At 60.5% G+C, this 25,901-nt stretch carries 22 protein-coding genes, 1 tRNA gene and 3 pseudogenes; 14 read left to right on the top strand and 12 right to left on the bottom strand.

The genetic code is table 11. From position 1 onward, the window contains the following. Positions 1–28: 28 nt before the first annotated feature. Positions 29–430, bottom strand: a pseudogene (locus OHD62_RS07015) (SDR family oxidoreductase); the annotation flags it as partial. A 98-nt stretch (positions 431–528) separates the two neighbouring features. Between OHD62_RS07015 and arcD the strand changes: the two are divergent. Genes arcD through arcC form a run of 4 tightly spaced genes read left to right on the top strand, consistent with a single transcriptional unit; the run spans position 529 to position 5,207 of the window. Next, entirely contained in the window at positions 529–1,995 is a 1,467-nt protein-coding gene (arcD, locus tag OHD62_RS07010; protein WP_263781743.1) for an arginine-ornithine antiporter, read from the top strand. After that, positions 1,992–3,224 (top strand): arginine deiminase, encoded by a 1,233-nt coding sequence (locus OHD62_RS07005; protein WP_263781742.1) that lies wholly within the window; start codon positions 1,992–1,994, stop codon positions 3,222–3,224. Before arcD ends, OHD62_RS07005 begins: the two co-directional genes overlap by 4 nt. Before the next feature lie 17 nt (positions 3,225–3,241). Further along, the gene (gene argF, locus OHD62_RS07000; protein WP_263781741.1) at positions 3,242–4,243 is read left to right on the top strand and encodes an ornithine carbamoyltransferase; all 1,002 of its coding nucleotides are present in this window, start codon (positions 3,242–3,244) and stop codon (positions 4,241–4,243) included. 1 nt (position 4,244) lies between these two features. Continuing rightward, a complete protein-coding gene (gene arcC, locus OHD62_RS06995; protein WP_263781740.1) occupies positions 4,245–5,207 on the top strand; it encodes a carbamate kinase in 963 nt (320 codons plus the stop codon). Here the strand turns inward: arcC and OHD62_RS06990 are convergent. Beyond that, positions 5,162–5,686, bottom strand: coding sequence for an SRPBCC family protein (locus OHD62_RS06990; RefSeq protein ID WP_263781739.1), 525 nt, complete (start codon positions 5,684–5,686; stop codon positions 5,162–5,164). The two genes, arcC and OHD62_RS06990, sit on opposite strands and share 46 nt — an antisense overlap. A 62-nt stretch (positions 5,687–5,748) precedes the next feature. Between OHD62_RS06990 and OHD62_RS06985 the strand changes: the two genes are divergently transcribed. The 3 genes from OHD62_RS06985 (at position 5,749) to OHD62_RS06975 (ending at position 7,289) form a co-directional block, all read left to right on the top strand. Further along, complete coding sequence (locus tag OHD62_RS06985; protein ID WP_263781738.1) at positions 5,749–6,246, top strand: hypothetical protein; 498 nt, start codon at positions 5,749–5,751, stop codon at positions 6,244–6,246. 164 nt (positions 6,247–6,410) lie between these two features. Next, positions 6,411–6,998: a DUF305 domain-containing protein gene (locus OHD62_RS06980; RefSeq protein ID WP_263781737.1), complete on the top strand. Its 588-nt coding sequence runs from the start codon at positions 6,411–6,413 to the stop codon at positions 6,996–6,998. Between the two features lie 12 nt (positions 6,999–7,010). Next, the gene (locus tag OHD62_RS06975; RefSeq protein ID WP_263781736.1) at positions 7,011–7,289 is read left to right on the top strand and encodes a DUF5676 family membrane protein; all 279 of its coding nucleotides are present in this window, start codon (positions 7,011–7,013) and stop codon (positions 7,287–7,289) included. 285 nt (positions 7,290–7,574) lie between these two features. Here the strand turns inward: OHD62_RS06975 and OHD62_RS06970 are convergent, their stop codons facing one another. The 4 genes and pseudogenes from OHD62_RS06970 to OHD62_RS06950 all read right to left on the bottom strand — a co-directional run bounded on the left by OHD62_RS06970 (position 7,575) and on the right by OHD62_RS06950 (position 11,437). Continuing rightward, positions 7,575–8,555 (bottom strand): alpha/beta fold hydrolase, encoded by a 981-nt coding sequence (locus OHD62_RS06970; RefSeq protein WP_263781735.1) that lies wholly within the window; start codon positions 8,553–8,555, stop codon positions 7,575–7,577. A 109-nt stretch (positions 8,556–8,664) separates the two neighbouring features. Continuing rightward, positions 8,665–9,169: pseudogene (locus OHD62_RS06960) on the bottom strand (hydrolase). A 97-nt stretch (positions 9,170–9,266) separates the two neighbouring features. Continuing rightward, entirely contained in the window at positions 9,267–10,676 is a 1,410-nt protein-coding gene (locus OHD62_RS06955) for a bifunctional serine/threonine-protein kinase/universal stress protein (RefSeq protein WP_263781732.1), read from the bottom strand. 20 nt (positions 10,677–10,696) lie between these two features. Continuing rightward, positions 10,697–11,437, bottom strand: a complete 741-nt coding sequence (locus tag OHD62_RS06950; protein ID WP_263781731.1) for a metallophosphoesterase family protein — start codon at positions 11,435–11,437, stop codon at positions 10,697–10,699. 204 nt (positions 11,438–11,641) lie between these two features. Between OHD62_RS06950 and groL the strand changes: the two genes are divergently transcribed. From groL to OHD62_RS06915, 7 genes and pseudogenes are all read left to right on the top strand, one after another. After that, positions 11,642–13,264, top strand: coding sequence for a chaperonin GroEL (groL, locus tag OHD62_RS06945; RefSeq protein WP_263781730.1), 1,623 nt, complete (start codon positions 11,642–11,644; stop codon positions 13,262–13,264). 107 nt (positions 13,265–13,371) lie between these two features. Continuing rightward, positions 13,372–13,602, top strand: a complete 231-nt coding sequence (locus OHD62_RS06940; protein ID WP_263781729.1) for a hypothetical protein — start codon at positions 13,372–13,374, stop codon at positions 13,600–13,602. A 92-nt stretch (positions 13,603–13,694) separates the two neighbouring features. Next, positions 13,695–14,516, top strand: coding sequence for a universal stress protein (locus OHD62_RS06935; protein ID WP_263781728.1), 822 nt, complete (start codon positions 13,695–13,697; stop codon positions 14,514–14,516). A 100-nt stretch (positions 14,517–14,616) separates the two neighbouring features. Then, positions 14,617–15,148 (top strand): annotated as a pseudogene (locus OHD62_RS06930) (flavin reductase family protein). A gap of 151 nt (positions 15,149–15,299) precedes the next feature. Further along, on the top strand, positions 15,300–15,515 hold the full coding sequence (locus OHD62_RS06925) for a hypothetical protein (protein WP_263781727.1): 216 nt from the start codon (positions 15,300–15,302) through the stop codon (positions 15,513–15,515). 273 nt (positions 15,516–15,788) lie between these two features. Further along, complete coding sequence (locus OHD62_RS06920) at positions 15,789–16,436, top strand: helix-turn-helix domain-containing protein (protein WP_263781726.1); 648 nt, start codon at positions 15,789–15,791, stop codon at positions 16,434–16,436. 85 nt (positions 16,437–16,521) lie between these two features. Further along, positions 16,522–17,043, top strand: coding sequence for an N-acetyltransferase family protein (locus OHD62_RS06915; protein ID WP_412177346.1), 522 nt, complete (start codon positions 16,522–16,524; stop codon positions 17,041–17,043). Here OHD62_RS06915 and OHD62_RS06910 read toward each other — a convergent pair whose 3' ends face one another. The 6 genes from OHD62_RS06910 to OHD62_RS06885 form a co-directional block, all read right to left on the bottom strand. After that, positions 17,044–18,249, bottom strand: coding sequence for an acetate/propionate family kinase (locus tag OHD62_RS06910; RefSeq protein ID WP_263781724.1), 1,206 nt, complete (start codon positions 18,247–18,249; stop codon positions 17,044–17,046). A 50-nt stretch (positions 18,250–18,299) separates the two neighbouring features. Continuing rightward, a complete protein-coding gene (locus tag OHD62_RS06905) occupies positions 18,300–20,723 on the bottom strand; it encodes a phosphoketolase (RefSeq protein ID WP_263781723.1) in 2,424 nt (807 codons plus the stop codon). A gap of 227 nt (positions 20,724–20,950) precedes the next feature. Next, complete coding sequence (locus OHD62_RS06900; protein WP_263781722.1) at positions 20,951–23,509, bottom strand: cation-translocating P-type ATPase; 2,559 nt, start codon at positions 23,507–23,509, stop codon at positions 20,951–20,953. Between the two features lie 80 nt (positions 23,510–23,589). After that, on the bottom strand, positions 23,590–24,426 hold the full coding sequence (locus OHD62_RS06895) for a universal stress protein (protein ID WP_263781721.1): 837 nt from the start codon (positions 24,424–24,426) through the stop codon (positions 23,590–23,592). A 477-nt stretch (positions 24,427–24,903) separates the two neighbouring features. After that, positions 24,904–24,980 (bottom strand) — tRNA-His (locus OHD62_RS06890). Positions 24,981–25,419: 439 nt separating this feature from the next. Continuing rightward, positions 25,420–25,878 carry a phasin gene (locus OHD62_RS06885; RefSeq protein WP_263781719.1) on the bottom strand — a complete coding sequence of 153 codons (459 nt, stop codon included), beginning with the start codon at positions 25,876–25,878 and terminating at the stop codon, positions 25,420–25,422. Positions 25,879–25,901: the final 23 nt, after the last annotated feature.

Raw genomic sequence — 25,901 nt, 5'->3', positions numbered from 1 at the left:
AGCCCCCGAATTTTGCTGAGACGATGGCCTAGACTGTCGGGATGGTGCCGCCGTCGATTACGAACTCCGATCCGGTAATGCTGCCCGCACGGTCGGAGGCGAGGAATGCGATCAGGCTTGCCACTTCTTCCGGCTTCGACGGCCGGCCGATCGGAATGCCGCCCAGCGACTCCATGATCATTCGCTTGCCGACTGTCGCATCGCCACCTTGTTCCGCTCCCAGCCGCTCTGCCAAATGGACAGCCGCCTCCGTTTCGATCCAGCCGGGAGAAACCCGAGCAACGCGCACCCCTTGCGGCGAAACCTCTTTCGACAGGCTCTTGCTGTAGGTTGAGAGGGCAGCCTTTGCCGCAGCGTAGGCCGTCGTCGCCCCGGGCAATGGCAGCGTCCGCTGGATTGAGGTCACATGAATGACGACCCCAGTGCCGCGTTGTTACTCGGAACATGATTTGACCAGCGTCAAAGCTGGCAGCTCTGTCTTCCTGTTCATTGCCTCCCATCAGAGCTTTCAAATCTTGGGAGTGCATCATGACTACGGCTGATTTCAACATCCCCGTTTCGAAAGTCACCACCACAGCCCCGACGAAACTTCGACTGGGTTCCCTGACCGCATTGGTTGTCGGTTCTATGGTCGGCTCCGGCGTGTTCAGCCTGCCGCAGAACATGGCGGCAGGTGCTGGTCCTCTAGCCATCCTGATTGGTTGGGCGATCACCGCTGTCGGCATGCTGGCGCTGGTCTTCGTCTATCAGTCGCTTGCAACCCGCAAGGCCGAGCTCGACGCCGGTCCCTATGCCTATGCCAAGGCCGGCTTCGGTCCTTTCATCGGCTTCAATAGCGCCTGGGGCTACTGGATCAGCGCCTGGGTCGGCAACGTTTCCTACGCGGTGGTCGTATTCAGCGCCCTGTCCTATTTCTTTCCGGCCTTCGGCGACGGAAACACCTGGCAGGCGGTGCTCGGCGCATCGATCCTGCTGTGGCTGATTCATGTCCTGGTTCTCGCCGGAATCCGGCAGGCTGCCGTCGTGAACCTTGTCGTCACGGTGGCAAAGATCGCACCGATCGTCCTGTTTGTCGGAATTGCCGCCGTGGCTTTCAAACTCCAGGTCTGGTCCCTCGATTTCACCGGTCTGGGCAATGCCAGTCTCGGCTCGATCACCGCGCAAGTGAAAAGCACGATGCTGGTGACGCTGTGGGTGTTCATCGGCATTGAAGGCGCCAGCGTGTTTTCCGGCCGGGCCGAGCGCCGCAAGGACATCGCCACGGCGACCGTACTTGGCTTCTTCACCTGTCTCGCGCTCTACGCCCTTGTGTCGCTGTTGTCGCTCGGCGTCCTCAGCCAGCCTGACCTCGCCCTGCTGAAGAACCCGTCCATGGCAGGCGTGCTGGAGGCGGTTGTCGGACCTTGGGGCGCCATCCTTATCAACGTCGCGCTCGTCGTGTCCGTGGTCGGCGCCTTCCTGAGCTGGACGTTGCTTGCGGCCGAAATTCCGCACGCTGCCGCCAAGGACGGGACGATGCCGAAATTCTTCGGCCAGGAGAGCGAGCGTGGCGTGCCGTCGACCTCGCTTTTGATCACCAATCTGCTCGTCCAGGCTTTCCTGGTGATTACGCTCTTCGCACAGAGCACCTATCAGGCGCTGTTCTACATCGCCTCGGCGACGATCCTGGTTCCTTACATCTTCTCTGGAGCCTACGCGGCCAAGCTTGCAGTAACTGGAGAGAGTTATGAGAGCGGCGAGCAACGCATTGGTCCCCTGGCAGCCGGGCTGCTGGCGACGATCTACGGGCTCTGGCTCGTCTATGCGGCAGGACCGGCATATCTCTTCATGTGCGCGATCCTCTATGCGCCTGGCATCCTCTTCTACATCTGGGCTCGCCGTGAAACCAACCAGCGCGTGTTCCATCCTGTCGAAGCCGCGCTCGCAGCAGCGCTTGTCGCTGCCGGTATCGCTGCCGCCTACCTCATCTGGAACGGGAGCATCAGCCCGCTATGAACGCTCCTGTCACCACAACCCGACTTGGCGCCTTTTCCGAAGTCGGCCGGCTCCGCGAGGTGCTCGTACATCGCCCCGATCTGAGCCTGCAAAGGCTGACGCCGGACAATTGCAAGGCATTGCTCTTCGACGATGTCCTCTGGGTCAAGAAGGCCCGACAGGAGCACGACGTCTTCGTCGACGCGTTGCGCGAACGCGGCGTGCTGGTCCATTCGTTCGGAGAACTCCTGGCCGATACCATGAGCCTGACCAAGGCGCGCGACTGGCTTCTGGATCGCAGGATTCACGCAGGCATCGTCGGGCTCGACATGGTTGACGAGATGCGCGGTTGGCTTAGCGAAATGCCTTCGAAGCAACTGGCAGCCTACCTAGTCGGCGGCATTGCCCGTGCGGAGCTTCCTTTCGAGCCCAAAGGCCTGACCGGAAGGACGCTCGCTCCCCAGGATTTCGTGCTGCCGCCGCTGCCGAACCAGCTGTTCACCCGCGATAGCTCCTGCTGGATCTACGGATTGGTTTCGGTCAACGCCATGTATTGGCCCGCGCGACGCCCGGAAGCGGCCAATGTCGAAGCCGTCTACCGCTTCCATCCCCGCTTTCGTGATAGTGGTATTCCCTTCGTGTCGTCGGAAGTGGGAACAGGCACCAGCCTTGAAGGCGGCGACGTCATGCCGATCGGAGGCGGAACAGTGCTCGTCGGCATGGGGGAGCGCACCACGCCGCAAGCCGTGGGTGACCTTGCGCGCAGCCTGTTCGCAGCCGGCGAGGCGACGCGTGTGATTGCCGCCTTGATGCCGCGGGACCGCAGTTTCATGCATCTCGATACCGTTTTCACTTTCTGCGACCGCGACCTGGTCACCATGTATCCGCCGGTGGTCGACCGGTTGCGTACCTTTTCGCTGCGGCCGGGCGATGGCGAGGCGGCGGTCGAAGTCACAGACGAGACAAAGCCGTTTACAGCGGTGGTAGCCGAAGCGCTCGGGTTGAAATCGCTGCGGATTATCGCCACCGGCGGTGACCGTTACGAGGCAGAGCGCGAGCAATGGGATGACGGCAACAATGTCGTTGCGGTCGAGCCAGGCGTGGTCGTCGGCTACGACCGCAACGTCTACACCAACACGCTCCTGCGCCGTGCAGGCATCGAAGTGATCACCGTCGAAGGCGCGGAACTCAGTCGCGGCCGCGGCGGCGGGCACTGCATGACCTGTCCGATTGCCCGCGACGCGATTTGACCCGAAAGGACAATCCCATGTCGATCAACCTTCATGGCCGCTCCGTCCTGACCCTGGACGATCTCACGGCAGACGAAATCCGCTTTCTCCTCAAGCTGGCCGCTGACCTCAAAGCAGCCAAGCTCGCCGGGCACGAGATCCCGCGTCTCGTCAGGAAAAACATCGCGCTGATCTTCGAGAAGGATTCGACGCGCACGCGGACGGGGTTCGAAGTGGCAGCCTATGACCAGGGCGCCCACGTCACCTATTTCGGCCCCAGCGGCAGCCATATCGGCCACAAGGAATCCATGAAGGACACTGCCCGCGTGCTCGGCCGCATGTATGACGCGATCGAATATCGCGGCTTTGGCCAGCACCAGGCCGAATTGCTTGCCGCGCATGCCGGCGTGCCGGTCTACAACGGTCTTACCGACGAGGCGCATCCGACACAGATTCTCGCCGACCTCATGACCATGCGTGAATTCACGCACAAGCATCTTTCGGACATGACCGTCACCTTCGTCGGCGAGGGCCGGGACAATGTCGCGCTGTCGCTGGCGCTTGGAGCAGCCAAGGTCGGCATCGACATGCGTATCGCCTCGCCAAGGGAGCTCTGGCCGGATGAGGAATTCTGCGCCCATGTCCGGGACCTGGCGGAACGCAGCGGTGGCCGTTTCCGGCTCGACGAAGACGTGACGGGCTGTGTCCAGGACGCCGATTTCATCTACACCGACGTGTGGATGTCGATGGGTGAGGACAAATCGGGCTGGGCAGAGCGCATTCACCTTTTGACGCCCTACCGCGTCACCAGCGAGGTGATGGCTGCTGCCGGCAACCCCCATGTCAAGTTCATGCATTGCCTGCCGGCATTCCACGATACCGATACCGAGATCGGCGCCTACATCGCGAAGGAATACGGCATCGACTGCATGGAGGTCACCGACGAGGTGTTCGAGTCGGCGGCCTCAATCGTCTTCGACCAGGCGGAAAACCGCATGCATACGATCAAGGCCCTGCTCGTCGCCACGATCGGCAACTGAGATGCTTATCGTCGTTGCACTCGGCGGAAACGCACTGCTGCGTCGTGGAGAACCGATGACGGCCGGGAACCAGCGCGCCAACATCGTGCGCGCCGCCTCAGTGCTTGCCAAACTCGTCGGCGAAGGACACTCGATCGTAGTCACACACGGCAACGGACCGCAGGTGGGACTTCTGGCCCTGCAGGCAGCGGCCGCTTCGGAGGGTGGGACCTTTCCACTCGACGTGCTCGGCGCCGAGAGCGCAGGCATGATCGGCTATGTGCTCGAGCAGGAACTCGGCAACCTCCTCAAAGGGAGGCTTTTTGCGACCCTGCTGACACAGGTGAAGGTAGATTCTCACGATCCGGCTTTCGCTCACCCGACAAAACCTATCGGACCTGTCTACGATGAGGCAACCGCACGTGGGCTTGCCGGCGAGCGCAGCTGGCAGATCGCGCCCGATGGCGACAAATGGCGCCGCGTCGTGCCTTCGCCCAAACCTCTAGAGATATTGGAAGCTTCTGTGATCTCGTTCCTGGTCGAACGCGGCGTGATCGTCATCTGCACCGGCGGCGGCGGGGTTCCGGTGGTAGCGCGGGACGACGGCAGTCTTTGCGGCGTGGAGGCCGTTATCGACAAGGATCTGGCGAGCTCGCTTCTTGCCCGTCAGTTGAAGGCCGACATGCTGCTGATGCTGACCGACGTCGACGCCGTCTATGTCAACTACGGGACATCAGCTGCTCGGGCGCTCCGGCGAGTGACCTCCAAGGAAATATCCGGGCGGAATTTTCCCGCCGGATCCATGGGACCAAAGGTGAGCGCCGCGATCGAGTTCGCTGAAGCAACGGGCAAGCGTGCCGCAATCGGCAAGCTCGATGATGCCGTCGAGATTGTCAGGGGCGAGCGCGGCACATGGTTCGGAGCCGAGACTTGCCACGATCAGCCTTTCGTCGGGACTGCTTGCGCCCCGGTCCTCTCGAAATAGCGGGCTGCGTCCTTCGCCATCCGGCCAGTACACCAACGCGCGTAGACATCGGCAAAGATCAGACCGAGCCAGCGGGCTGGCGCCGTTTCCGGCAAGTCGTAGTCAATAAAGACCCGAAGTCGGCAGGATCTCACCTCAGGGACGATCTCGAAGCCCATGCGACAGGGGCCGATGACCCATAGATTTGGGGTCCCGATGGTTTCCCAAACCTTCAGTCTGGGCGGCATCCGGATCGCAACCACCTGTTCCGCAGACAACGCAATGCCTAATATTTTTCCATGGAACCCGAACTTGGAGCCGACCAAACGAGCTTGTCCGGCATCGAACTCGTAATCCATTTTCGAGCCGAGCATCATCCATGACGAGGCGCTCATGTGAGCCCCCAGATGCCTGTGGTCGTCGAGATAGGCGAACACGGTCTCGACCGCGGATTCTATTCTGACGGCAGTCTCGGTGGAACGCGGCATTGCCAGCATCATCTCACCTCCGATTCATTTTAGGTCTCGGGGAAGGCCTCCAGAAAACGGCCGATCCGCATCGGATGAAAACCGGTAAAACAAAGCGCTCTCTCCTGAGCCGCGGCATTGATCTGCGTCAAAGTGGCGACACGCAGCTATGCCATGCTAGAAAAATGGAAATGGAACTGGCCCAACTTCGCACCTTGCTTTCCGTGATCGTCCTGATCGCGGCGAGCGTCGTTGCGGGGGCCGGCTTCGCCGGACAGGCTCCGCGCACGGGCGCCAACATGAGCATTGCTACCGACGGTGTAATCCCCTCCGTTAGCAGCCCTCGCCAAGTGCAAGGCGATGTCATGGTGACAGGCTGGGATAACCTTCACGACGACGATTGCGGACCTGATTGCCGTCCGGACTGCGCGCACTCGACCGGCTCCAACTGTTGCGCTGCAAGCATTTCCGCCGGCGAATCCGGAATTCTTCATGATGCGCGGAATGCCCTCCGATTTATTGCAGGCAGGACGTTCCTGGCAACCGGAATCGACCCCGAGGCTCTCCTGCATCCTCCCCAGACCTTCGCCTGATATCGCGCCATCGCTGTTCCGGGGACTGTTGAATCCAGGTGCCCATCAAGGCGCATAGCGCGAGAACAATCCGCGAAACACAACCTGCAGCGGCGATCTGGGCTGCCTTGCGCACCCATTTCAGAGTTCGCCTGTCGGTCCACACCAACGACGAGGAAACAGTCATGAAAACCCACCTTCGATTGATCACGCTTGCCGCGTGCGTAACCCTATCAGGCGCGGCTTTCGCTCAGACAGATCCGCACCACCCGGCGGCCGACGCACCACAAACCACGACAACGGCGCCGGCCTCGGAGGCAATGCCGGGCGGGTCGTCCGAACAGTGCACGGCGATGATGTCCACCATGCAAAAGATGATGCCCATGATGCAGCAAATGATGCCGATGATGCGGCAGATGATGCAGGGCGGCGGAATGCACGGCGACCAAGGCGGCATGATGCAGGGCGGCAAGGGCGGTATGATGAACGGCACACCGATGGACGCTGCTAACATGCCCGAGGCCTCCAGGAATTACATGGATGCCATGAAGCGAATGGACGGACCGATGATGCAGGGCATCCAGGCCGGCGATCCCGATGTCGCTTTTGTCCAGGCTATGATTCCGCACCATCAGGGGGCGATCGACATGGCCCGCGCGGTCCTGCAATTCGGCAAGGATGATCAGGTCAAGATCTGGGCCAATCAGATCATCACGGCTCAACAGGCCGAAATTGCAGCAATGCAGGAATGGCTCAGGCAGCACGTAAAATGACAGGAGGAAGCCGTGAACAAACTCAGCACTCTGTCCGTCGGCATTGCGCTCGGCGTGACCCTAGGCCTGATGAGCATGCTCTGTGCTCTGGCCTTCGCCATCTGGCCGAACGCAACGCTCGATTTCTTCGGCGCTTTCACGCATGGACTTGACCTCAATGCGGTCAGATCGACGGCGCCAATGAGCCTTGGCCGCGTTCTCTACGGCGTCGTTGGCCTTGGCATCGTCGGCCTCGTCGCGGGTGTCGTGTATGCCTTGATCTACAATGTCGTCGCCACCGGGCACCGGTAGAGAAAGTCAGGATCAGATTTTGAACGCGGCGTCCAACGCGTCCACACGACCATCGATTTCACTGACCCTCCCGCGAAGTGGCCGGTGCGGGGACAAGACTGCCGGGTCATCGTGCATGTCACGATCTGGAAACCGAAGACCATGGAGTCCAGTTCCGACAAGGGGGCGACTGGGCGGCTTTCGCGCTTCGGGCGCCGGCATGATGCGCTGCCCTCCGCCTTGCGACTGTTCCTTCGATGGGGCGACCGCAAAGAAGCGATCAGGGCGGTACTCCCCTGGCGGATGTCACTGTCTCGGGCTATCGAATGACGGGATCAGGCCCGCGCTGGCCAGGAACGTGCGGGCTGCTTTGCGAACCTCCTTCACCTGTCCAACCAAAAGATGTCCGCCAGTATCGTAGACGACCAGCTTGGCACCAGGGATCTTGCCCGCTGCGAACTCAGCTGCCGGCAGCGTGTTAAACAGATCGTCGCGCGCGGAGATGATGATTGTCGGCGCAGTAATTTCTTCCAACGGCGGCTTGTGCAACTCGGGGGTGCTATCGATATTGATTCCGGGGAAGCGCAGCGACAACGGCTCAACGCTCTCGACGATGCTCCTGACCCGGTTTTGCTCGGCGCGAGGCGCAGCCTCTACCAGCGCGGGTCGAACGCCGAGGAAGCGAATGAGCATTGACGGCGCGATTTTCTCGGCGGCCCACCAGGCGAAATCGCCGCCAGCATTGACGGCCCAGAAGGCGAACTTGTTGCCGCGGCTCACGTCGATCGAGACCGGACTGGTGGGCAAATAAAGGGCTGGGACTATCAGAATGAGGGCGGAGACCTTGTCGGGGTGCCGCAGTGTCAGCTCAACCGCAGAACGCGCGCCTGCCGAAATGCCTACGACCACCGCTTTGGAAACGTTCAGTGTGGAAAGCAACGCCGCGTGCGCATCAGCCTGCGCGGCTGGAGAGCAGTCCTGCGGAGCGGGCGTGCGCAGATAGCCGAAGCGCGATGGCGCGATGATCCGAAAGCCCTCACCCACAAGGTCGGCATTGGCAAGGCCTTGGTCAAAGCCGCCGCCAGCGCCGTGGATCGACAGCAGCGGAATACCCGCGCCGCTGTCGGCGTATTCGACCGGGCCTATGTCGAGGTTGGCGACCAGACTGCCTCGGCTGGCTGCATCGCGCCTGTGGCCAAGCTCGTTCTTGTAGAGCAAGAACGCCAAGCCGGCGGCAGCCGCCATGGCGATGATCATGGCCAGCAGGAAGCCTTTAGTTCGGCTCATTGCAACAGCTCACAAAAACGACCGGCGAATATTGACCGGTCTTGCCTGGAAGCAGGTTGATTTAACTCAATCCCCCTGAGTTGACGCCAACACGCGGTGGACTGCGGACCTAGTCTACAGCAGCGACGCCGACGACATAGTTCTTGCCATAGGCCTTGGCGCACTTGGGACATGTCGTGTAGAAGAAATACACCTCGCGCGGCTCCGCGTTTCGATCACGCGCGATCCGCCGCATCGTCCCATCTCCTTGCCTGCCTGTACGGACCCTCGAACACCTTCGTCACGTAGTCGCCACTCAGTGTGGTCATCTCCTCGCCGGGGGTCGCTTTCGAAACCGCGAACAGATGCTCGCTGCTCCAGGGCGAGATGTCCCTGCTGAACACGATGAATTGATCAGCGTCAGAGGCCCCGGCATCTTCGATGTGCCTGTTAACACGCGCAAAAACGCTGCCCATGTTCATAGGGATGTGCATGATACTGTGAGTAGCGGCCTTAACAAACTGCTTGTTTTCAAAGTGCGGTTCCTGGCCCTCCCAACCCGCGGGATTGAACCTGGGGCAGCAACCAGTGGAGTTCACGCTGGCGTCGTATCGAGGCGTTTCATTCGTTTGCATCGCCGTTGTCCCTGGGATTGAATTGACAACTATTTACGGGCAATGAGCCCGGCCATTGTTGATCCTCGTCAACCCTCCCGGACCTGATCGATGCACATCAAAGCGGTCGTCGCCTTTGTTCTTCGACCGCCTTCAGGCGGACGACTGAAACCGAGCAAAGGGCCTGTGCCACGACTTTGGTCGAGACGCTGCCGAGGTGACGGCGGATTGCCGAGGACGCCCGGGCTCCAACGACGATGTGTCCGACATCATTGTGCTCGGCGTAGTTAAGGATCGCGTCACCAGGGCTGACTGCTTCAAGCACATGATAGCTGATGCGGTCTTCCGGCAGGCACAGCGGGCGGGCCCAATCCTTAAGCCCGACGAGCCGGTTCAAATACTCCGAACGCCCTGTTTCGTCGGCCGCCGGCGTCTCGCCGATAATTTCGGTCTTCAGGACCGTCACGCAGGCCAGCCAGGAATCCTCGCGCGAGGCAAGCACACGGGCGGTTTCGTTGAGAACTTCGCCTGCCAGCGCATCGCTGCCCTTGGCCAGATCGACTGCGGCAAGAACAATTGACGGTCCGGCCTGTGTCCTCGACAAGGTCGGCTTGCCGACAAGCGATCGTTCATCCGTCTTGAAAAACAGCTTAGTGATAGCAGCCCACACCCCCTCGCCCTGGGGCTTGCGCCTGACCAACACCACCTGGTCGGGGTTCCTCAGGTCGGACAGAACGTGTGCCGCTTCGACATATCGTTGAGACCTGTCTACCTCCATGCATCTCAGGATGATGGCTTCCAGCCACTGCGGAATGGCGTGGTCGATATCTCGCGGCGACCTGGGCGCATGATAGAGCCTGCGCCTCATCCCCGCGAAAGTCGTCGGCCGGCCGAACGGCTCCTCGCTCGTAGCCAGCTGATAGAGGATGCAACCCAGTGCAAACACGTCACTCGCAGGATCCGACCGCTCTCCGAGCACCTGTTCCGGCGAAATATAGACGGCGGTGCCCATCGGCATCGAGCTCTCCGCGCCGAGAAGATCGGGAAGCTCTGCATGCCGGGCGAGCCCGAAGTCGAGGAGCACTGCCCCGCGCTCAGCGAGAATGATATTCTCGGGCTTGAGATCGAGATGAACGACCTTCTGCCGGTGTAGGGAGGCGAGTGCCGTCGCGATCTCGGTGCCGATCCTTGCCACCTCGTCCACAGGCAGCGGCGCATTGCCGACGAGATCTGCCAGGCCAGTGCCGGTCACGAACTCCATGGCAATATAGGGAACCTGCGCCAAGCTGCCGGATTCCGCAAAACGTGGCACATGCGGTCCCGACAGGCGCTTCAGGATCAGCTCCTCCGCCTCGAAACCGAGGATGACGGAAACATCCCCGCCCGGGTCGAGAAAGGGTATCTTCAGCACAAGCGGGAAATCATACCGCGGATTGGTCGCCCGCCAGAGCGAGGCCATGCCGCCGGAAGGCAATTTTTCGACCAGCTTGAAACCATCGATGACTGCCCCTGCCTCAAACCGTTGCATCGAATACGTCTCCTTGGAACCTAGCGGCCGATCTTCAGACGCATGCCAAGCCATCCAGGCAGACCGGCAACTTGGATCTTGCGGGCCGTTTCTTCGTGATTATAGGGAACGCGAACCATCGTGACCTCGTGCCGCTCCGTGTCGACAAGAACAAAGCACGCCGCCGGGTTGCCATCGCGGGGTTGGCCGACCGCTCCCGCAATCACCACGTGCCGCCGCAGCTCGGACAAAGGCGCTGCCACATTGTCCAGTGGCTGAAAATGCATCGGTCTGCGGTTGGGCAACGCGTAGTAGATGGCGGGAATATGGGTGTGGCCGCAGAAAACAGAGCGGACGTCACTTGCCGACAGGCAGCGTTCAGCTGCGTCCACGTCGCGTATATAGGGCCATTTACCCGGTCGCTCCGCGCTGGCGTGGACATAGAACCGGTTTTCAGACTGTAGCGAAAACGGTAGTCGCGCCAGGAAATCGACATGTGCCGGCGTGAGCCGATCGCGGGTCCACTGGATGGCGAACCGCGCATTCTCAGTCATGTCGCCCCGGTTCCGCACGATTGCTTCGTCATGGTTGCCCAGGATGCATAGCGCGCCGTGCGCCGTCAGATCGGCAGCTCTCTCGATCACATAGATGGGATCAGGACCATAGCCGACCAGATCGCCGAGCAATACCAACTCGTCTGGACCGCGTTCGTGAACAGCCTCTAGGACCGCGTCGAATGCCTCACGATTGGCATGGATATCAGACAGGATGGCAATGCGCATTCAAACGTCATCCCGGGGCCAGGCAGGTCGTATTGACGCTGGCGTCGTATCGAGGCGTTTCCTTCGTCTCCATGACCATACAGGCAATGAGGCCAGCCACATTGACCCTGGTCAACCTGGCGCAGGGCGCACGGATTGATGCGTATCAAAGCGGGCTGAGCGTACGCCTGTTAGGCAAATACGCAACGAAGCTTGGAGACAGTCATGGCTCACAAACAGGTATTGTTTCGTTCCGCTGCGCGCGAAAAGGTTCTTCGTGGCGCAACCCAGCTCGCCGACGCCGTGCGCGTGACGCTCGGGCCGCGCTCGAAATCGGTTTTGATTGAAAAGAAATGGGGCGCTCCCGTCGTCTGCAACGACGGTGTGACCATCGCCAAGGAATTCGACCTGAAGGATCCCGAGGAGAATCTTGGCGCGCGGATGCTCAGGCAGGCGGCCGAAAAAACCGGCGACATGGTCGGTGACGGTACCAGCACGTCAACCATTCTGGCCCACGCGATATTCGCCGACGGGGTACGCAACGTCGTCGCCGGCGCCAGCGCGATCGACATCAAGAAGGGTCTCGATCGTGCAACGAAACGCGCGATCGAAACACTCAAGCAGATATCTCGGCCGGTCTCGACCCGTCGCGAGAAAGAACAGGTGGCAACGATCTCCGCGCACAACGATCCTCTCATCGGCCAGTTGGTCGGCGAGGCAATGGAGAAGGTCGGCGGCGAAGGCGTCATCACGGTCGAAGAGTCGAAGACCACCGAGACCGTGCTGGACGTCGTCGAAGGCATGCAGTTCGATCGCGGATTCCTGTCACCGTATTTCGTGACCGACCCCGAGAAGATGGAAGCTGTCCTGGAAGATGCGCTTGTGCTGATCGTGGAGAAGAAGATCGCTTCGCTGAACGATCTCATCAAGTTGCTGGAAGCGGTGGCAAAGTCGGGCTCGCCCTTGCTGGTTGTCGCCGAGGAAGTCGAAGGCGAGGCGCTTGCGACGCTTATCGTCAACCAGATCCGGGGCACGTTCAAGAACTGTGCCGTCAAGGCACCCGGCTTCGGCGACCGCCGCAAAGCCATGCTGCAGGACATCGCCATCCTGACCGGCGGACAGGTCATCTCCGAGGACCTCGGGCTCAAACTGGAAAATGTCACGATGGAGCAGTTGGGGCGTGCGAAGCGGATAGTCGTCGACAAGGACAACACGACAATCATCGGCGGTGGCGGAGACGCCAAGGCGATCAAGGGCCGTGTCGAACAGATCCGGCGCGAGATCGACAATACGACGAGCGACTATGACCGCGAAAAGCTGCAGGAGCGGCTGGCCAAGCTTGCGGGGGGCGTCGCCGTCATCAAGGTTGGCGCGCCGACCGAGGCCGAGATGAAATCGAAAAAGGAAGCGCTCGATGATGCCATCAGCGCCACCAAGGCCGCGGTCGCCGAAGGCATCGTTCCTGGTGGGGGCCTTGCCCTGTTGCGCTGCATTGCGACAGTGGCAGACGAGGAGCAGCATTGCGAAGGCGACGAGCGGACGGGCGTGCAGATCCTCAAGCGCGCACTCGAAGCACCAGTCCGGCAGATCGCTGAGAATTCAGCGGTGGACGGCGGCGTTGTCATTGCCAGGATGATCGAAGGCACCGGCAATTTCGGCTTCGATGCGGGAAGGAAGGAATATGTCGATCTGGTCGAAGCAGGCATCATCGACCCGACCAAGGTGGTGCGCATCGCGCTTGAAAACGCCGTCTCGGTGGCCAGCGTGTTGCTGTTGACCGAAGCGACCATGACCGAAATTCCGGAACCGACCAAAGAGCGCGCTCTCGAACCGGGAATGACGATGTAGGTGACTTTGCGAGGCGTCCTTGATGTGGTGGATAGGCAACTCGACGATGGTTTCGTCGCAACAAGTGTCGCGCTGAGCGCATTCCTATCCAAGTCGACCGTCCTCTCTTGGCTGCGGCGTCCAGCGTCTCGCCAGCCATCCTTACCTACGAGAGGACCGGCCGCGATTTGCCTGATGCCGAGATGCTCGCCTGCCGCAAGCCTTGGAGGGACTGGGCGCAATCCACTCCCGAAGACGCCATGGGCGGTGCCGGCGTCGGGCTTCGCTTCGATGCGGATTCCAGACGATTCGGATTGGAGGCGGAAGGCGGCGTGGCCGGCGATGAAGACGCGTCCTGACGAACTGGCAAGGCATGCATGCTTTGATGCGCATCAAGGCGCGGGATCGGACCTCCGGTAATCCTGCGATAGATCTCATCGGAGGCACGAAAATGATCTTTAACACCATCATGGTTCAACTCGATGTCGATTCTTCGGCAGCGCCGCGAACGACCTATGCGCTGGAGTTGGCGCGACGCTTCGAAGCCACGCTGATCGGCTTTGCCGCAGCCGATGCGTATGTGTTTGTTCCTGGCGACGATGGCGGCGTGGCGGCGGCGGAAATCATGCGTCAACGCCGGATCGAGATCGAGGATCGCCTGAAGATCCTACGGGAAGAATTCCTGAGCGTCGCCGGAGACGATGCCTCCTGGCGCGAGGAGATAGGCGATCCGACACGTCTGCTCGCGGTGCATGCCCGCGCCGCCGACCTCATCGTGACCGGAGCTCCAGCCAAGGGAGTTGCCAGAGATCACGACCGGGTGATCGATGCCGGAACGTTGGTGCTGTCGGCCGGACGACCCGTGCTGCTTGCAGCCGACCAACTTGCTCAGCTCGACCGCAAAAAGGTTGTGGTGGCGTGGAAGGATACCCGCGAGGCTCGGCGCGCAGTCACCGATGCACTGCCTTTTCTAATCGGCGCACAAGAAGTGCTCGTGGCAACGATCGAAGAACAGAACCAGAGAGATGCGCGCGAAAGCGTCGGCGACGTCGTCCGGTTCCTGATGAGGCATGGCGTCAAGGCACGATCGGAAGTTTTAGGCGGCGGCCATGCGGACACTTGCAAAACCGTCACCGAACTCGCCCGCGGCATGGGTGCTGAACTTGTGGTCGCTGGCGGCTACGGTCACAGCCGGTTCCGTGAATGGGCCTTTGGGGGCATGACCCGCTCCCTGCTCCAGAAAGGTTCAGTCAACCGATTGTTCTCGAACTGACTGCTTTCGGTGAAAATCAGGCTGGCGACTAAGCGACACGGCGGCCAGGTCCTGCTTTCGTTCAAGCTCGATCGCTTCGTCCCGCAACGGAGGTATGAAGATGAAGGAACTGCCGCTTTCAGAGGTCTACCGACTGATCGAGCCCGGTCCCGTCGTTCTGCTGACAACCCGGGCCAGAGGCCGCGCCAACGTCATGACCATGTCGTGGCACACCATGGTTGAGTTCACACCCCCGACGATTGCCTGTGTCGTATCGAGTGGCGACTTCTCTTTTGCCGCACTGCGCGACACGAAGGAATGTGTGATCGCGATTCCGGCCGTAGGGCTGGCGGAAAAAGTCGTGAAGGCAGGCAACTGCTCAGGCCGCGACAGGGATAAGTTCGCGACGATCTGGCTGACGCCGTTGCCCGCCGAGCATGTCGCCGCGCCCTTGGTCACTGAATGCTTCGCCAATCTCGAATGCCGCGTCGTCGATACCCGCCTGGTCAACAAATACAATCTATTCGTTCTGGAAGTTGTGAAGGCGTGGGTTGATCCGGGGCCAGCCAAAGCCGAAGACCATCCACCATATTGGAAAGGGAGCATTCGTGGTGGACGGAGAGATCATCCATTTCGAGTCGCGAATGCCTTGAGATCGGCCGGTTGATCGGGGTCAAGGATCGCAATGCCTTAAGGTCTGGGGTGCCGTTGTGAGGTGCTCGGACATTTTGATCGAAATCAAAACCTTCCCCACCGTGTTCATTCATATGATTTGGAATCAGGCATCTAATCAATGCGGGTTCAATGACGGACATCGTCGCTAGGCTTCTCGATGCGTGCAATGCCGAAAAGAACCAGGGAGCGGATTTTCCAACGATCTGGAAAACTATCCTGAAGGCGCACCCCTACGTTGCGGGATCGCCAATTCAGGACAGCGGCGAGGACGGGCCTATACTGAGAATTCCTCTCATCACCGGTCAGTTTCTCGTCTTTCTCGGCTCGAACTTCTCCCTCCTCTAGCCGCAGCTTCCGCATGTCGGTGATCCGGCAGGGCGGGCTCGACCGGGTGACTACGGTACCGTGCGCTTTCGTGGGGAGGAACTGACCATCTCTTCCGAGAGGCTGCTCATCCGCTTCCGGCGCGACCATGTCGGCTTTGACGAGGCGTTCAACCCGACGAAGGCTCCGGGTTCAATGTCCAGTTCTAGGTAGTTTCCCGTAGGGACATAACCGAATTTCGCCATCCATGGATTTGCGCGATTGCTGTGTCACGGATCAACCGGGAAGACAGCCATGCACGCCTACACCGCCTCCAGAATCTCGCTGCCGTCGCATCCTGCTCAGCCGAGCCTGCCGACGGCATTCGACTCCGGACCGCTGCAGCCGGTCAGTTTCTTTTCCGCCGGCTCGGAGATCTATGCCCAGGGCGAGAAGGCCGGAGCTTTCTACCAGGTCGAGTTCGGCGCCGTGCGCGTCTATCGCCTGTTTGCCGACGGCCGCCGGCAGATAAGCGCCTTCCATCTGGCTGGAGAGACGTTCGGCTTCGAAGCCGACGCGACGCATCATTTCTTCGCCGAAGCAATCAATTCCACCGGTGTCCGCGTCTTTCGTCGTATTGCCGGAGCCGACATGTCCCATCAGTTGCTGCCCCTGGCGCTCAAGGGGCTGACAAGGGCGCAGGAGCACCTCCTGGTCCTCGGTCGCCAGAATGCCGTCGAACGTGTCGCCGCGTTCCTGGTCGACATGGTGGAGCGGCAGGGCGGATTGCGGCAGGTCGAGCTGCCGATGTCGCGCGCGGACATCGGTGACTATCTCGGCCTCACCATCGAGACCGTCTCGCGGGTCTTCACCAGGCTGAAGGAGAAAGGCGTCATTCGCCTGCTCAACCTGCGCTGCGTCGAAATCGTCAAGCATGACGCGCTTCAGAATATGAGCGAGTGAGGCAGCTTGATTGGTTAACCCGCAGCGGACGGCAACCGCCGAGCACGCCAATACCATTGCGAGCGAAACCGGGAAGAAAATGGCTATGGACAGCAAAGATACTCTTACCACACGCACCGGATTCCGCTTCGAAGTGCGCCCCGCGCGTCGCGAAGACGAGCCCACGGTGGCGGAATTCTTCACTCATGTGACGCCGGAGGACATGCGATTTCGCTTTCTCGGCGGGGTGAAGGAGGTTTCGCATGAGCGGCTGGTGGCGATGACGCGTTCAGACGACGCCCGTATCCATAATTTTCTGGCATTCGCGATCGACGGGATGCTGATCGCGGTTGCGACGCTGGCAAGCGATCGAGCCGATCGAAACGGCGAGGTTGCGATCTGCATTCGCCAGGATCGCAAGCATCTGGGCGTTGGCTGGGAGCTGCTCGCCTATATTGCGAAATATGCCGAGGAACTCGGCCTCAAAGCGATCGAGTCGATCGAGAGCCGTGAAAACCGTGCTGCGATCGAGGTCGAGCGCGACATGGGTTTCACCGTCACCACCGATCCCGACGATGCGACGCTTGTCCTGGTACGGCGGGAGCTGGGGGCGCGATCAGCCGCGTAGCTATCGCGCTCCCTCCCGGGCTGTTGCGGGCGCGGCAGAGCGAAAAATGAGCATCTCCGTGGCCACAGCTCTTTCTTCATCCGCTGGAATGACAAGGACGTCAACGCGGGAATTCGCAGCGCTGACCACCTCCTCGCCTCTTCGGTTTCGCTTGTCGTCGAGACCGACTCCAAGCCAGGCCGCGGCGGCGCTGATCCTTTCCCGGACCAAGGGCGCGTTTTCGCCAATGCCGGCAGTGAACACCAGCGTATCCAGTCCTCCCATGGCAGCGGCCAGCGATCCTATCTCGCGTCCGATGCGATAAACGAAGAGATCGACAGCCTGAGCGACGGCAGGGTCGTCCGAGTCGATCAGGGTCCGCATATCACCGGATATACCAGACACACCGAGCAGGCCGGATTGCTCATAGAGAAGCGTGGCCAGTTCGTCCCCGGACATCCGCCGTTCCTGCAGCAAGTGGAGGATGACCCCAGGGTCGAGCGCGCCGCAACGCGTGCTCATCACCAGGCCGTCCAGTGTCGAAAATCCCATCGTCGTGGCGATGCTTCGTCCGGCGTCCATGGCGCACAGGCTGGCGCCGCTGCCGAGATGGGCGACGATCGTGCGGCCGCCGGCGCGAGCGCCGTAGCGGTCACGCAGCCTCGAAGCGATATGGCTGTATGACAACCCGTGGAAGCCATAGGAGACGATGCCCGCCTCGGTCATCGCGCGCGGCAGCCCATAGATCTTGGCAAGCTCCGGCCGGGTCGAATGAAACGCCGTGTCGAAGCACCCTATCTGGAGGGCCTGCGGCAAGAGTTCAGTGGCCAGCGCGACGATCTCGAGATTGATCCGTTGGTGGATCGGCGCCATCGGCTCGAGCAAGCGCAGTGCTTTGAGCGTGCGTTCGTCGAGCAGCGTCGCTTCGGTGAAGTCACGCCCGCCGTGAACGATCCTGTGCCCTACCCTGCCGATGCGACGCAGGAGACCGCTGTCGGCGAGCACGGAGGCGACCGCCGCGAACGCCTTGTCCATATCGATCGGTGCGTCGCCCAGACTTCTGTCAATCTCGGGCCTGCCGGCTATGGCCTCGACGCGCAGCCGCGGATGTTCCCCTAGCGAGGAGACGTTGCCGTGCAGCAGCAGCGGGAGCCCGTCGCGTGTCTCGAAGACAGCGAACTTCAGGCTCGACGAGCCGCCATTCAGAACGAGGATCGCGTCGATCATGGCTCTGTCCGATATGCTATCGCGACCATTTCCGGAAGAACGGAACCGGCTCACCGAGGACTGGCGGGCGCCACTTCGGGGTCATGGTCCCACTTCCAGTTGAGTATCTCCGGCATATCCTGCCCATGGGCGCGAATATAGGCTCGATGTTCAAGCAGCTTGCTGTCCATCGCCTGCTTCAGGCCGACCCGCGTGCTCTTCAGCCGCGGAATCCAGTCGAGGACGCTTTGGACGATATGAAAGCGGTCGAGGCCGTTCATGACCGTCATGTCGAATGGGGTCGTGGTCGTGCCTTCCTCATTGTAGCCGCGCACATGGATGTTGTCGTGGTTGGTGCGACGATAGGTCAGGCGATGGATGGTCCAGGGATAGCCGTGATAGGCGAAGATGACGGGCTTGTCGGCGGTGAACAGCGCATCGAACTCGCGATCCGACAGACCGTGCGGATGATATTCCTTTGGCTGGAGAGTCATCAGGTCGACGACATTGACCACCCTGATCCTGAGATCAGGAACCTGTTGCCTGAGGATCTGCACGGCCGCCAGCGTTTCGAGGGTTGGGACGTCGCCAGCGCAAGCCAACACGACGTCGGGCTCAGCCCCATCGTCCGTTGACGCCCAGTCCCAGATACCGATGCCTGCCCGGCAATGAACGATTGCCTTGTCCATCGACAACCACTGCCATGATGGCGGCTTGCCTGCGACGATGACGTTGATACGGTTCCAGGTCTGCAGCACATGGTCGGTCACGCAGAGTAAGGTGTTGGCGTCCGGTGGCAGATAGACCCGAACGATGTCGGCCTTCTTGTTGAGGGCGACGTCGATGAAACCAGGGTCTTGATGGCTGAAGCCGTTGTGTTCCTGATGCCAGACATGGCTCGACAACAGATAGTTCAGCGATGCGATCGGCCGCCGCCAAGGTATGTCGCGGCAGGCATCCAGCCATTTCGCATGCTGGTTGAACATGGAATCGACGATGTGGATGAACGCCTCATAGCAGGAGAACAGGCCATGGCGCCCGGTGAGCAGGTAGCCTTCGAGCCAGCCCTGGCAGGTGTGCTCGGAGAGGATTTCGAGAACCCGGCCATCGCGCCCGAGATGAACGTCTTCGGGCAGGATTTTTTCCATCCAGCCACGCTCGGTCACTTCAAAAACGTCCTGAAGGCGGTTTGAGGCAGTCTCGTCCGGGCCGACGACGCGGAAGTTCTTCGCGGCCTCGTTCAACCGCATGACGTCACGCAGGAAACTGCCCATCACCCGCGTCGACTCGGCCTTGACCGCACCGGGGCGCTCGACTGAAACGGCATGGTCATGCAAGGCCGGCAGATCGAGAGACTTGCGTAGCAGGCCGCCATTAGCATGCCGGTTGGCGCTCATCCGCCGTGTCGCCTGCGGTGCCGTGGCGCGGATCGACGCAATAGGAGCGCCAGCGGCGTCGAACAGTTCCTCCGGCCGGTAGCTTCTCAACCACTCCTCAAGCAGCTTGAGATGCGCGGGATTTTCGGCAAGGCCTGACAACGGTACCTGGTGCGAGCGCCAGAAGCCTTCGGTCTTCAGACCGTCTACCTCTTTCGGCCCCGTCCACCCCTTGGGGCTGCGCAGCACGATCATTGGCCATTTGGGTCGCGGCGCGGTCGCGGCGGGTCCGTTGCGTGCGGCATGCTGGACAGAATGGATCCTGTCAAACGCCTCGCCGAGCACGCTCGCCATCCGCTCATGCATAAGGGCCGGCTCATGGCCTTCCACGAACAGTGGTTCATAGCCATAGCCGGCAAACAGCGCGCGCAATTCGTCTTCGGGAATGCGGGCCAGAATGGTTGGATTGGCGATCTTGTAGCCGTTGAGATGCAGGATCGGCAGCACGGCCCCATCGCGCATCGGGTTGAGGAATTTGTTGGAATGCCACGCGGCTGCCAGCGGTCCGGTTTCGGCCTCGCCGTCGCCAACGACGCAGGCGACGACAAGGTCCGGATTGTCGAAGGCGGCGCCATAGGCATGGGAGAGCGCATAGCCCAATTCACCGCCTTCGTGGATCGAGCCGGGCACATCGGGCGCGGCATGGCTTGGAATCCCGCCGGGAAACGAGAACTGCCGGAACAGCTTGCGCATCCCCTGCTCGTCCATGGCAATGTCCGGATTGAGCTCGCTGTAAGTGCCTTCCAGATAGGTATTCGCCACCATTGCCGGGCCGCCATGACCGGGACCGCAGACATAGATCACATTCGCGTCCCTGAGCCGGATGACGCGATTGAGGTGCGCGTAGATGAAACTCAATCCCGGCGACGTTCCCCAGTGGCCGAGGAGACGCGGCTTGACGTGCTCCAACCGCAACGATTCGCGCAGCAGCGGATTGTCGAGCAGGTAGATCTGGCCGATCGTCAGATAGTTGGCAGCGCGCCAATAGGCATCAATGTCGCGCAGCTCCTGTTCGGACAGCCGGTTGGTGTTGACTGATGTTGCCGAATGTTCGGTCATCTGATTTGGCTCCGTTGCTCATTTTGCGAAAGCTCGCGGATTCCGCCTTAGCCATGGGGCACCAACGCGTCGCGCGACTTTCAGTTCATCGCCTGCTCGACCCGGCGGTCCGCTGCCGCATCGAACCGATCGTACCACCTTGTGGGATCCGATTGGCGCCCATGCCCGCGCATCGTTCAAGCTGGGCGTTCGCGCGGTCGGAACCGCAGGCAGACTTCCATCAGCAATCAGGCTTTCAGCCCCTCCCGCCAGAGATGTTTCAGAACCTCAAGGCAGACCAGCACCGACAACCCGGCCGCAAAAGTCACTGCGAGGTCGTCCAAGTGCAGCGGTCCGAACTGGAAGAGGCCGCTTGCGAGCGGCCAGACAAGCGTCCCGCCCAGCGCCGCAGCCACCACTACGACGACGAAAGCAAGCGATCGGTTTGGCCTGATTAACGCAGTCAATAGTGAGACGCTGAACGTACGGTTGACGAAAATCAGCCCAACGATTGCCAGCACCAGCGAGAAGAATGTCAGCGCGCGAATTTCATCTTCCGGCGTTCCCCAATGCAAGGCTGTGAGATAGATGGCCGCGACGAGGGCGAACGCCAGCAAGCCCTGAACAAGACTCCACAAGATCAACGGACGCGAGAACAGTGCCGCTCCCGAATGCCGTGGGGGGCGTTTCATTATGTCATCTTCCTCGGTTTCCGCTTCAAAGACCAGGGAGCAGACCGGATCGATCACCATCTCCAAAAAGGCAATGTGAATCGGCCCGAACAGGATGGGCAGCCCAAACAGCAGGGGAAGGAGGGCCAGCCCGGCGATCGGTACGTGCACGGCAAGAATGAAGCCCATTGCCTTGCGCAAATTGTCATAGATGCGGCGACCCAGCTGGATCGCTTTGACGATTGACCCGAAGTCATCATCGAGAAGCACGATGGAAGATGCCTCCCGCGCGACATCCGTGCCGCGCCCTCCCATGGCAATGCCGATGTTGGCTGCTTTCAGCGAAGGCGCATCGTTGACGCCGTCTCCCGTCATGGCAACGATCTCGCCATTGGCCTTCAACGCTCTGACGATTGCCAGTTTCTGCTCAGGCATAATGCGCGCAAACACCGTTGCGGTCTTCACACGCGCCGACAGAGCTGCGTCATCCAGTGTCCTGAGCTCTTCACCGGTGACAACATCGTTGAAATCGAGCCCGGCCTCGCGGGCGATAGCTCTGGCGGTCGCGGGATAGTCCCCGGTGATCATGATCACTCTGATGCCGGCGGAGCGGCAATTGCTCACCGCGTCCCGAACTCCGGAACGCAGGGGATCGGCAAGCCCGACAAGGCCCATGAACTCGAAATCGAATCCAGTCTGCTTGTCCGGCAGTTGATCGCCAGCATGGCTGGAACGGGCCACGCCCAAGACGCGCAGTCCTTCCGTTGCCATGGCGTCCACAACATCCTTGACCGAAGCGGCACGATCCGCAGGCAGACGACAGAGCGCCGCGATGGCCTCCGGCGAACCCTTGGCGGCAATCAGGCAGTCGCTGCCTTCAGCCGATAACCGCCAGGCATTCGACATTGCCAACAGTTCAGGACGCAACCCGTAGGCGCGGATGAATTTCCAATCAGCACCCTCAACGCGCTTCGCCAATCGCTCCTGCGCAAGCTTGTGAAATGCCCTTTCCATCGGATCAAAGGGAATCTCAGCACTGGCAAGCACGCCGATCTCGACCAACTCCCCAAATGCCGCTGGCATCTCTTTGTTTGAGTTGTTCAGGCGAAGCAGTTTGCCGTCGGGCGTTCTCAGTTCTGCAATTGTCATGCGGTTTTCGGTCAGCGTTCCGGTCTTGTCGGTGCAAAGGACCGTTGCGGAGCCAAGCGTCTCGATCGCTACCGCACGACGGGTGAGCACGCGCGCCTGCGAGATGCGCCAGGCCCCCATGGCCATAAAAATCGTCAACACCATCGGGAACTCTTCGGGCAGCATCGACATGCCCAGTGCGATGCCAGCTAGAACCGCGTCAAGCCATCCTCCGCGCAAAACGCCATAGAGCACGACGGCGAGAACACTGACAGCGCCGCCAACCAGTGCGAAGATGCCGACAAGACGTTTTGTTTGGCGCTGCAAGCGGGGCGCTTCGGTCTCCATGGTACTCAGCGATTGCCCGATCGCACCGATCTGGCTGAGCGGCCCGGTTGCCAGAACTTCGCCAATGCCTGAGCCGCGAACGACCAGTGATCCGGAAAATGCGAAAGGCAGGTCGTCACCCCCCGGCCGGCATTCGTCTGACAGATCGCCATCCCTGGCAGCAATCTTTCGCACCGGAACGGACTCGCCTGTCAGCAAGGACTCATCGGTCTGGATATCCTGGCTCTGGGTGAGCAAAATATCGGCCGGAACCCGATCCCCCTCGCCCAGCACGACGGTATCGCCGCGCACCACCTCGCGACCCGCAATCCGCTTGCGTTCGCCATCGCGTATTACGAGAGCGCGCGGACTTGTCAGGTCGCGCAACGCCTCGAGAACACGCTCCGTCCGCGCCTCCTGAATGATGGTGATCCCCACTGACAAGGTGGCAAATCCAACCAAGATCAACGCCTCCTGGAGATCGCCAAGAAGCAGATAAATGCCACCCCCACCCAATAGCAGGGCAAGCATCGGCTCGCCCATGACCTCGATCGCAATCCGCAACGGCGTCCGGCGACTGGACCTGGGCAACTCGTTGAACCCTTCGGCGACAAGCCTAGCCTGCGCTTCGGCCTCGCTAAGGCCGGGTATTGCAATGGTGGATGAAGCGGATCGAGACATTTGGTTTTCTTCGAGTCCCAGCGGGCTGTCTTGCACTTCCCGTATGACGAGTATCGGTGACGCCTCTCATCCCGGGGCGACTAATGCGACATGAGGACCGGCAGGCGCAGATCCGCGAGAATGCCTTCGGTGGCACCGCCGAGCACGAAGTCCCTGACGCGGGAATGGCCATATCCGCCCATGACAAGCAGGTTGCCGCCGATCTTGACAGCGTGCTCCTGAAGAGCAGTTCCGATCGAACGGTTCCCTGCCTGGATCGAGGCGGCTTCGGCCACCAGACCACGTGTCCTCAGGCCCTGCGCAAAGCGTTCGCCGATGTCGTGTTCGGGAAGCGGCTTTTCATCGGTCACGGTCACAACGCTAATCGTCGAGGCACGTTCGAGAAACACCCGTGCATCGGCAACGGCCCGCGCCGCCACCCGACTGCCATCCCAGGCGATGATGACATGGTCTAGGACACCGACTTCCGCGCAATCAGGAAGAAGCAGGGTCGGTCGACCCGAACCGAACAATACCGCCTCGGTTATCATTCGCGCCGTCTGGTTGTTCGGGGCCCAGCCGGCCAGACAGACATCGAAATAGCGGCAGTGCTTTGCGGCAACCTCGCCCATCAAGGCCGGTGGTGCGGTCAGTTCCTGTGTGGTGAGGGTCACACCGCCATGCGCCGCCTGTTTCGTAATTGCCTCGAGCAGAGCACGCCCGCTCTTGCGACTTGCTGCTTCGACATCACGTATCTTACTGGGAAGATCGAGCAAATAGGTCGAGAGTGCGTTCGAAACGTCGGGAAAATCGACATTGATGACAACAGCATGAAGCGCTGCGTCGATCTGCTTGACGAGGGCGACCGAGTTCGCCGCGATTTTCGAGGAGCTCGCGTCTGGATAGGTCGCCAAGGAGAGGGATGCTATCATTTTCATTAGATTAGCCTCCATTATGGAACGGCCAGCCGCCGCGCCTTCGCAACATCTTGTAGTCGCTGCGGATGAGGCGAGTTTTGACCCAGCGCAAATGCGATTTACAAAATGCCTAGGCAGCAAACTGAACGCAGTTCATCCTCGGGTCGACGAGATGTGACGGCTGGATCGGCACCTCGTCTTCGAGCATTTTTGAGCCTGCTGCCGAATTAGAAGCGGCCCAATTGCACGTCGTTGCCGCCGATTACCGCACGCGTCGTTGCAAGGTCTTTCGAAACCGGCAGGGCTGAGCTACGTGTGACGAGTGTCATCAACGAGACGGAGAAAATTGACGAACAGGCCCAAAGCCGTTTCGTTTAGAACCACCAAATTTGTCCGCAAAGTAGCACAATAGGTAACACAAATGAGTAGAATGAACCGAGATTGATAGCCAGAAACTTGAAATTATACAGCAAAATCAATTAGTTACCGAGAAATTTATGGTACCGTTGGCTGGGATCGAACCAGCGACCTCCGGATCCACAATCCGGCGCTCTAACCAGCTGAGCTACAACGGCACATTTGCCTGAGCGGGATCGAGGTTCATTCTCCAGGATCCACTCTGTCGTTCGGCGATGCGTCCATACGGGCTATCGGAGTTTAATTCAAGGCTTTTGGCAATGCATGACCCCGAAAAGCAGAATCGATTTTCGCTGGGGATCATGCACAAATCCAAGTTCCGCAGCGGCTTTTGCGCAACCAGAGGACGCGCGGCGCCGCAGCAAAAGATTGCTTCCGGCTTCGGCATCACCTTTCGCCGGGCAAAGAAAAAGGCCGGCGGGAGGAGGTGCCGGCCTTTTCCTGTTACGAGCCAGCGGGAGGAGGTGCTGGCTGGTCACCCCGGAGAGCAGAGGGAGGAGGTTCCACCCGCCGGGTATTCACTTTCATCAATACTATCGCATCTATTTGTCTGACGAAATGCGACGTTTTGATGCATCTTCGAGTTGTGCGTAAATATTAGGCGGCCTTGATGTCCTTTACGGCCTTCTCGAAGGCGGTCTTGATCGGCTTGGAGACGTCCTCGGCCGCCTTGGAGGCGACGGTCTGGAAGTCCTTGGCCTGCTCGACGGTCATTTCGACATGCTTGCGCAGGAATGCGGTCTGCAGCTCGACGACTTCCGACAGCGACTTCGCGCCGATCAGAGCTTCGAGATGCGAGAAGCCGGCTTCGGTGTTGGCACGCAAAGCAGCGATGGTCTTGAGCGACAGGTCGCTGGAAACGGTCTTGGCGGTCTCGAAGGTCGACTCCAGAGCTTTCTGGGTCTCCTCGGCGCCGGTCTTCAGCTTGGCATAGGCCTCTTTCGACTGTTCAACGCCCTTTTCGGCGAAAGCACGGATCTGGTCGGTGGCCTTGGAAGCGTCGAAGCTCGGGAATTCAACGTTTTCGATTGTCTCGGCAGTTTTGGTCCTGGACATTTTCCATCCTTGTGGTGGCAGCG

Source organism: Mesorhizobium sp. YC-39, from assembly GCF_025753795.1.
GTDB lineage: Bacteria > Pseudomonadota > Alphaproteobacteria > Rhizobiales > Rhizobiaceae > Mesorhizobium.
This window is presented reverse-complemented; position numbering and strand designations above follow the sequence as displayed.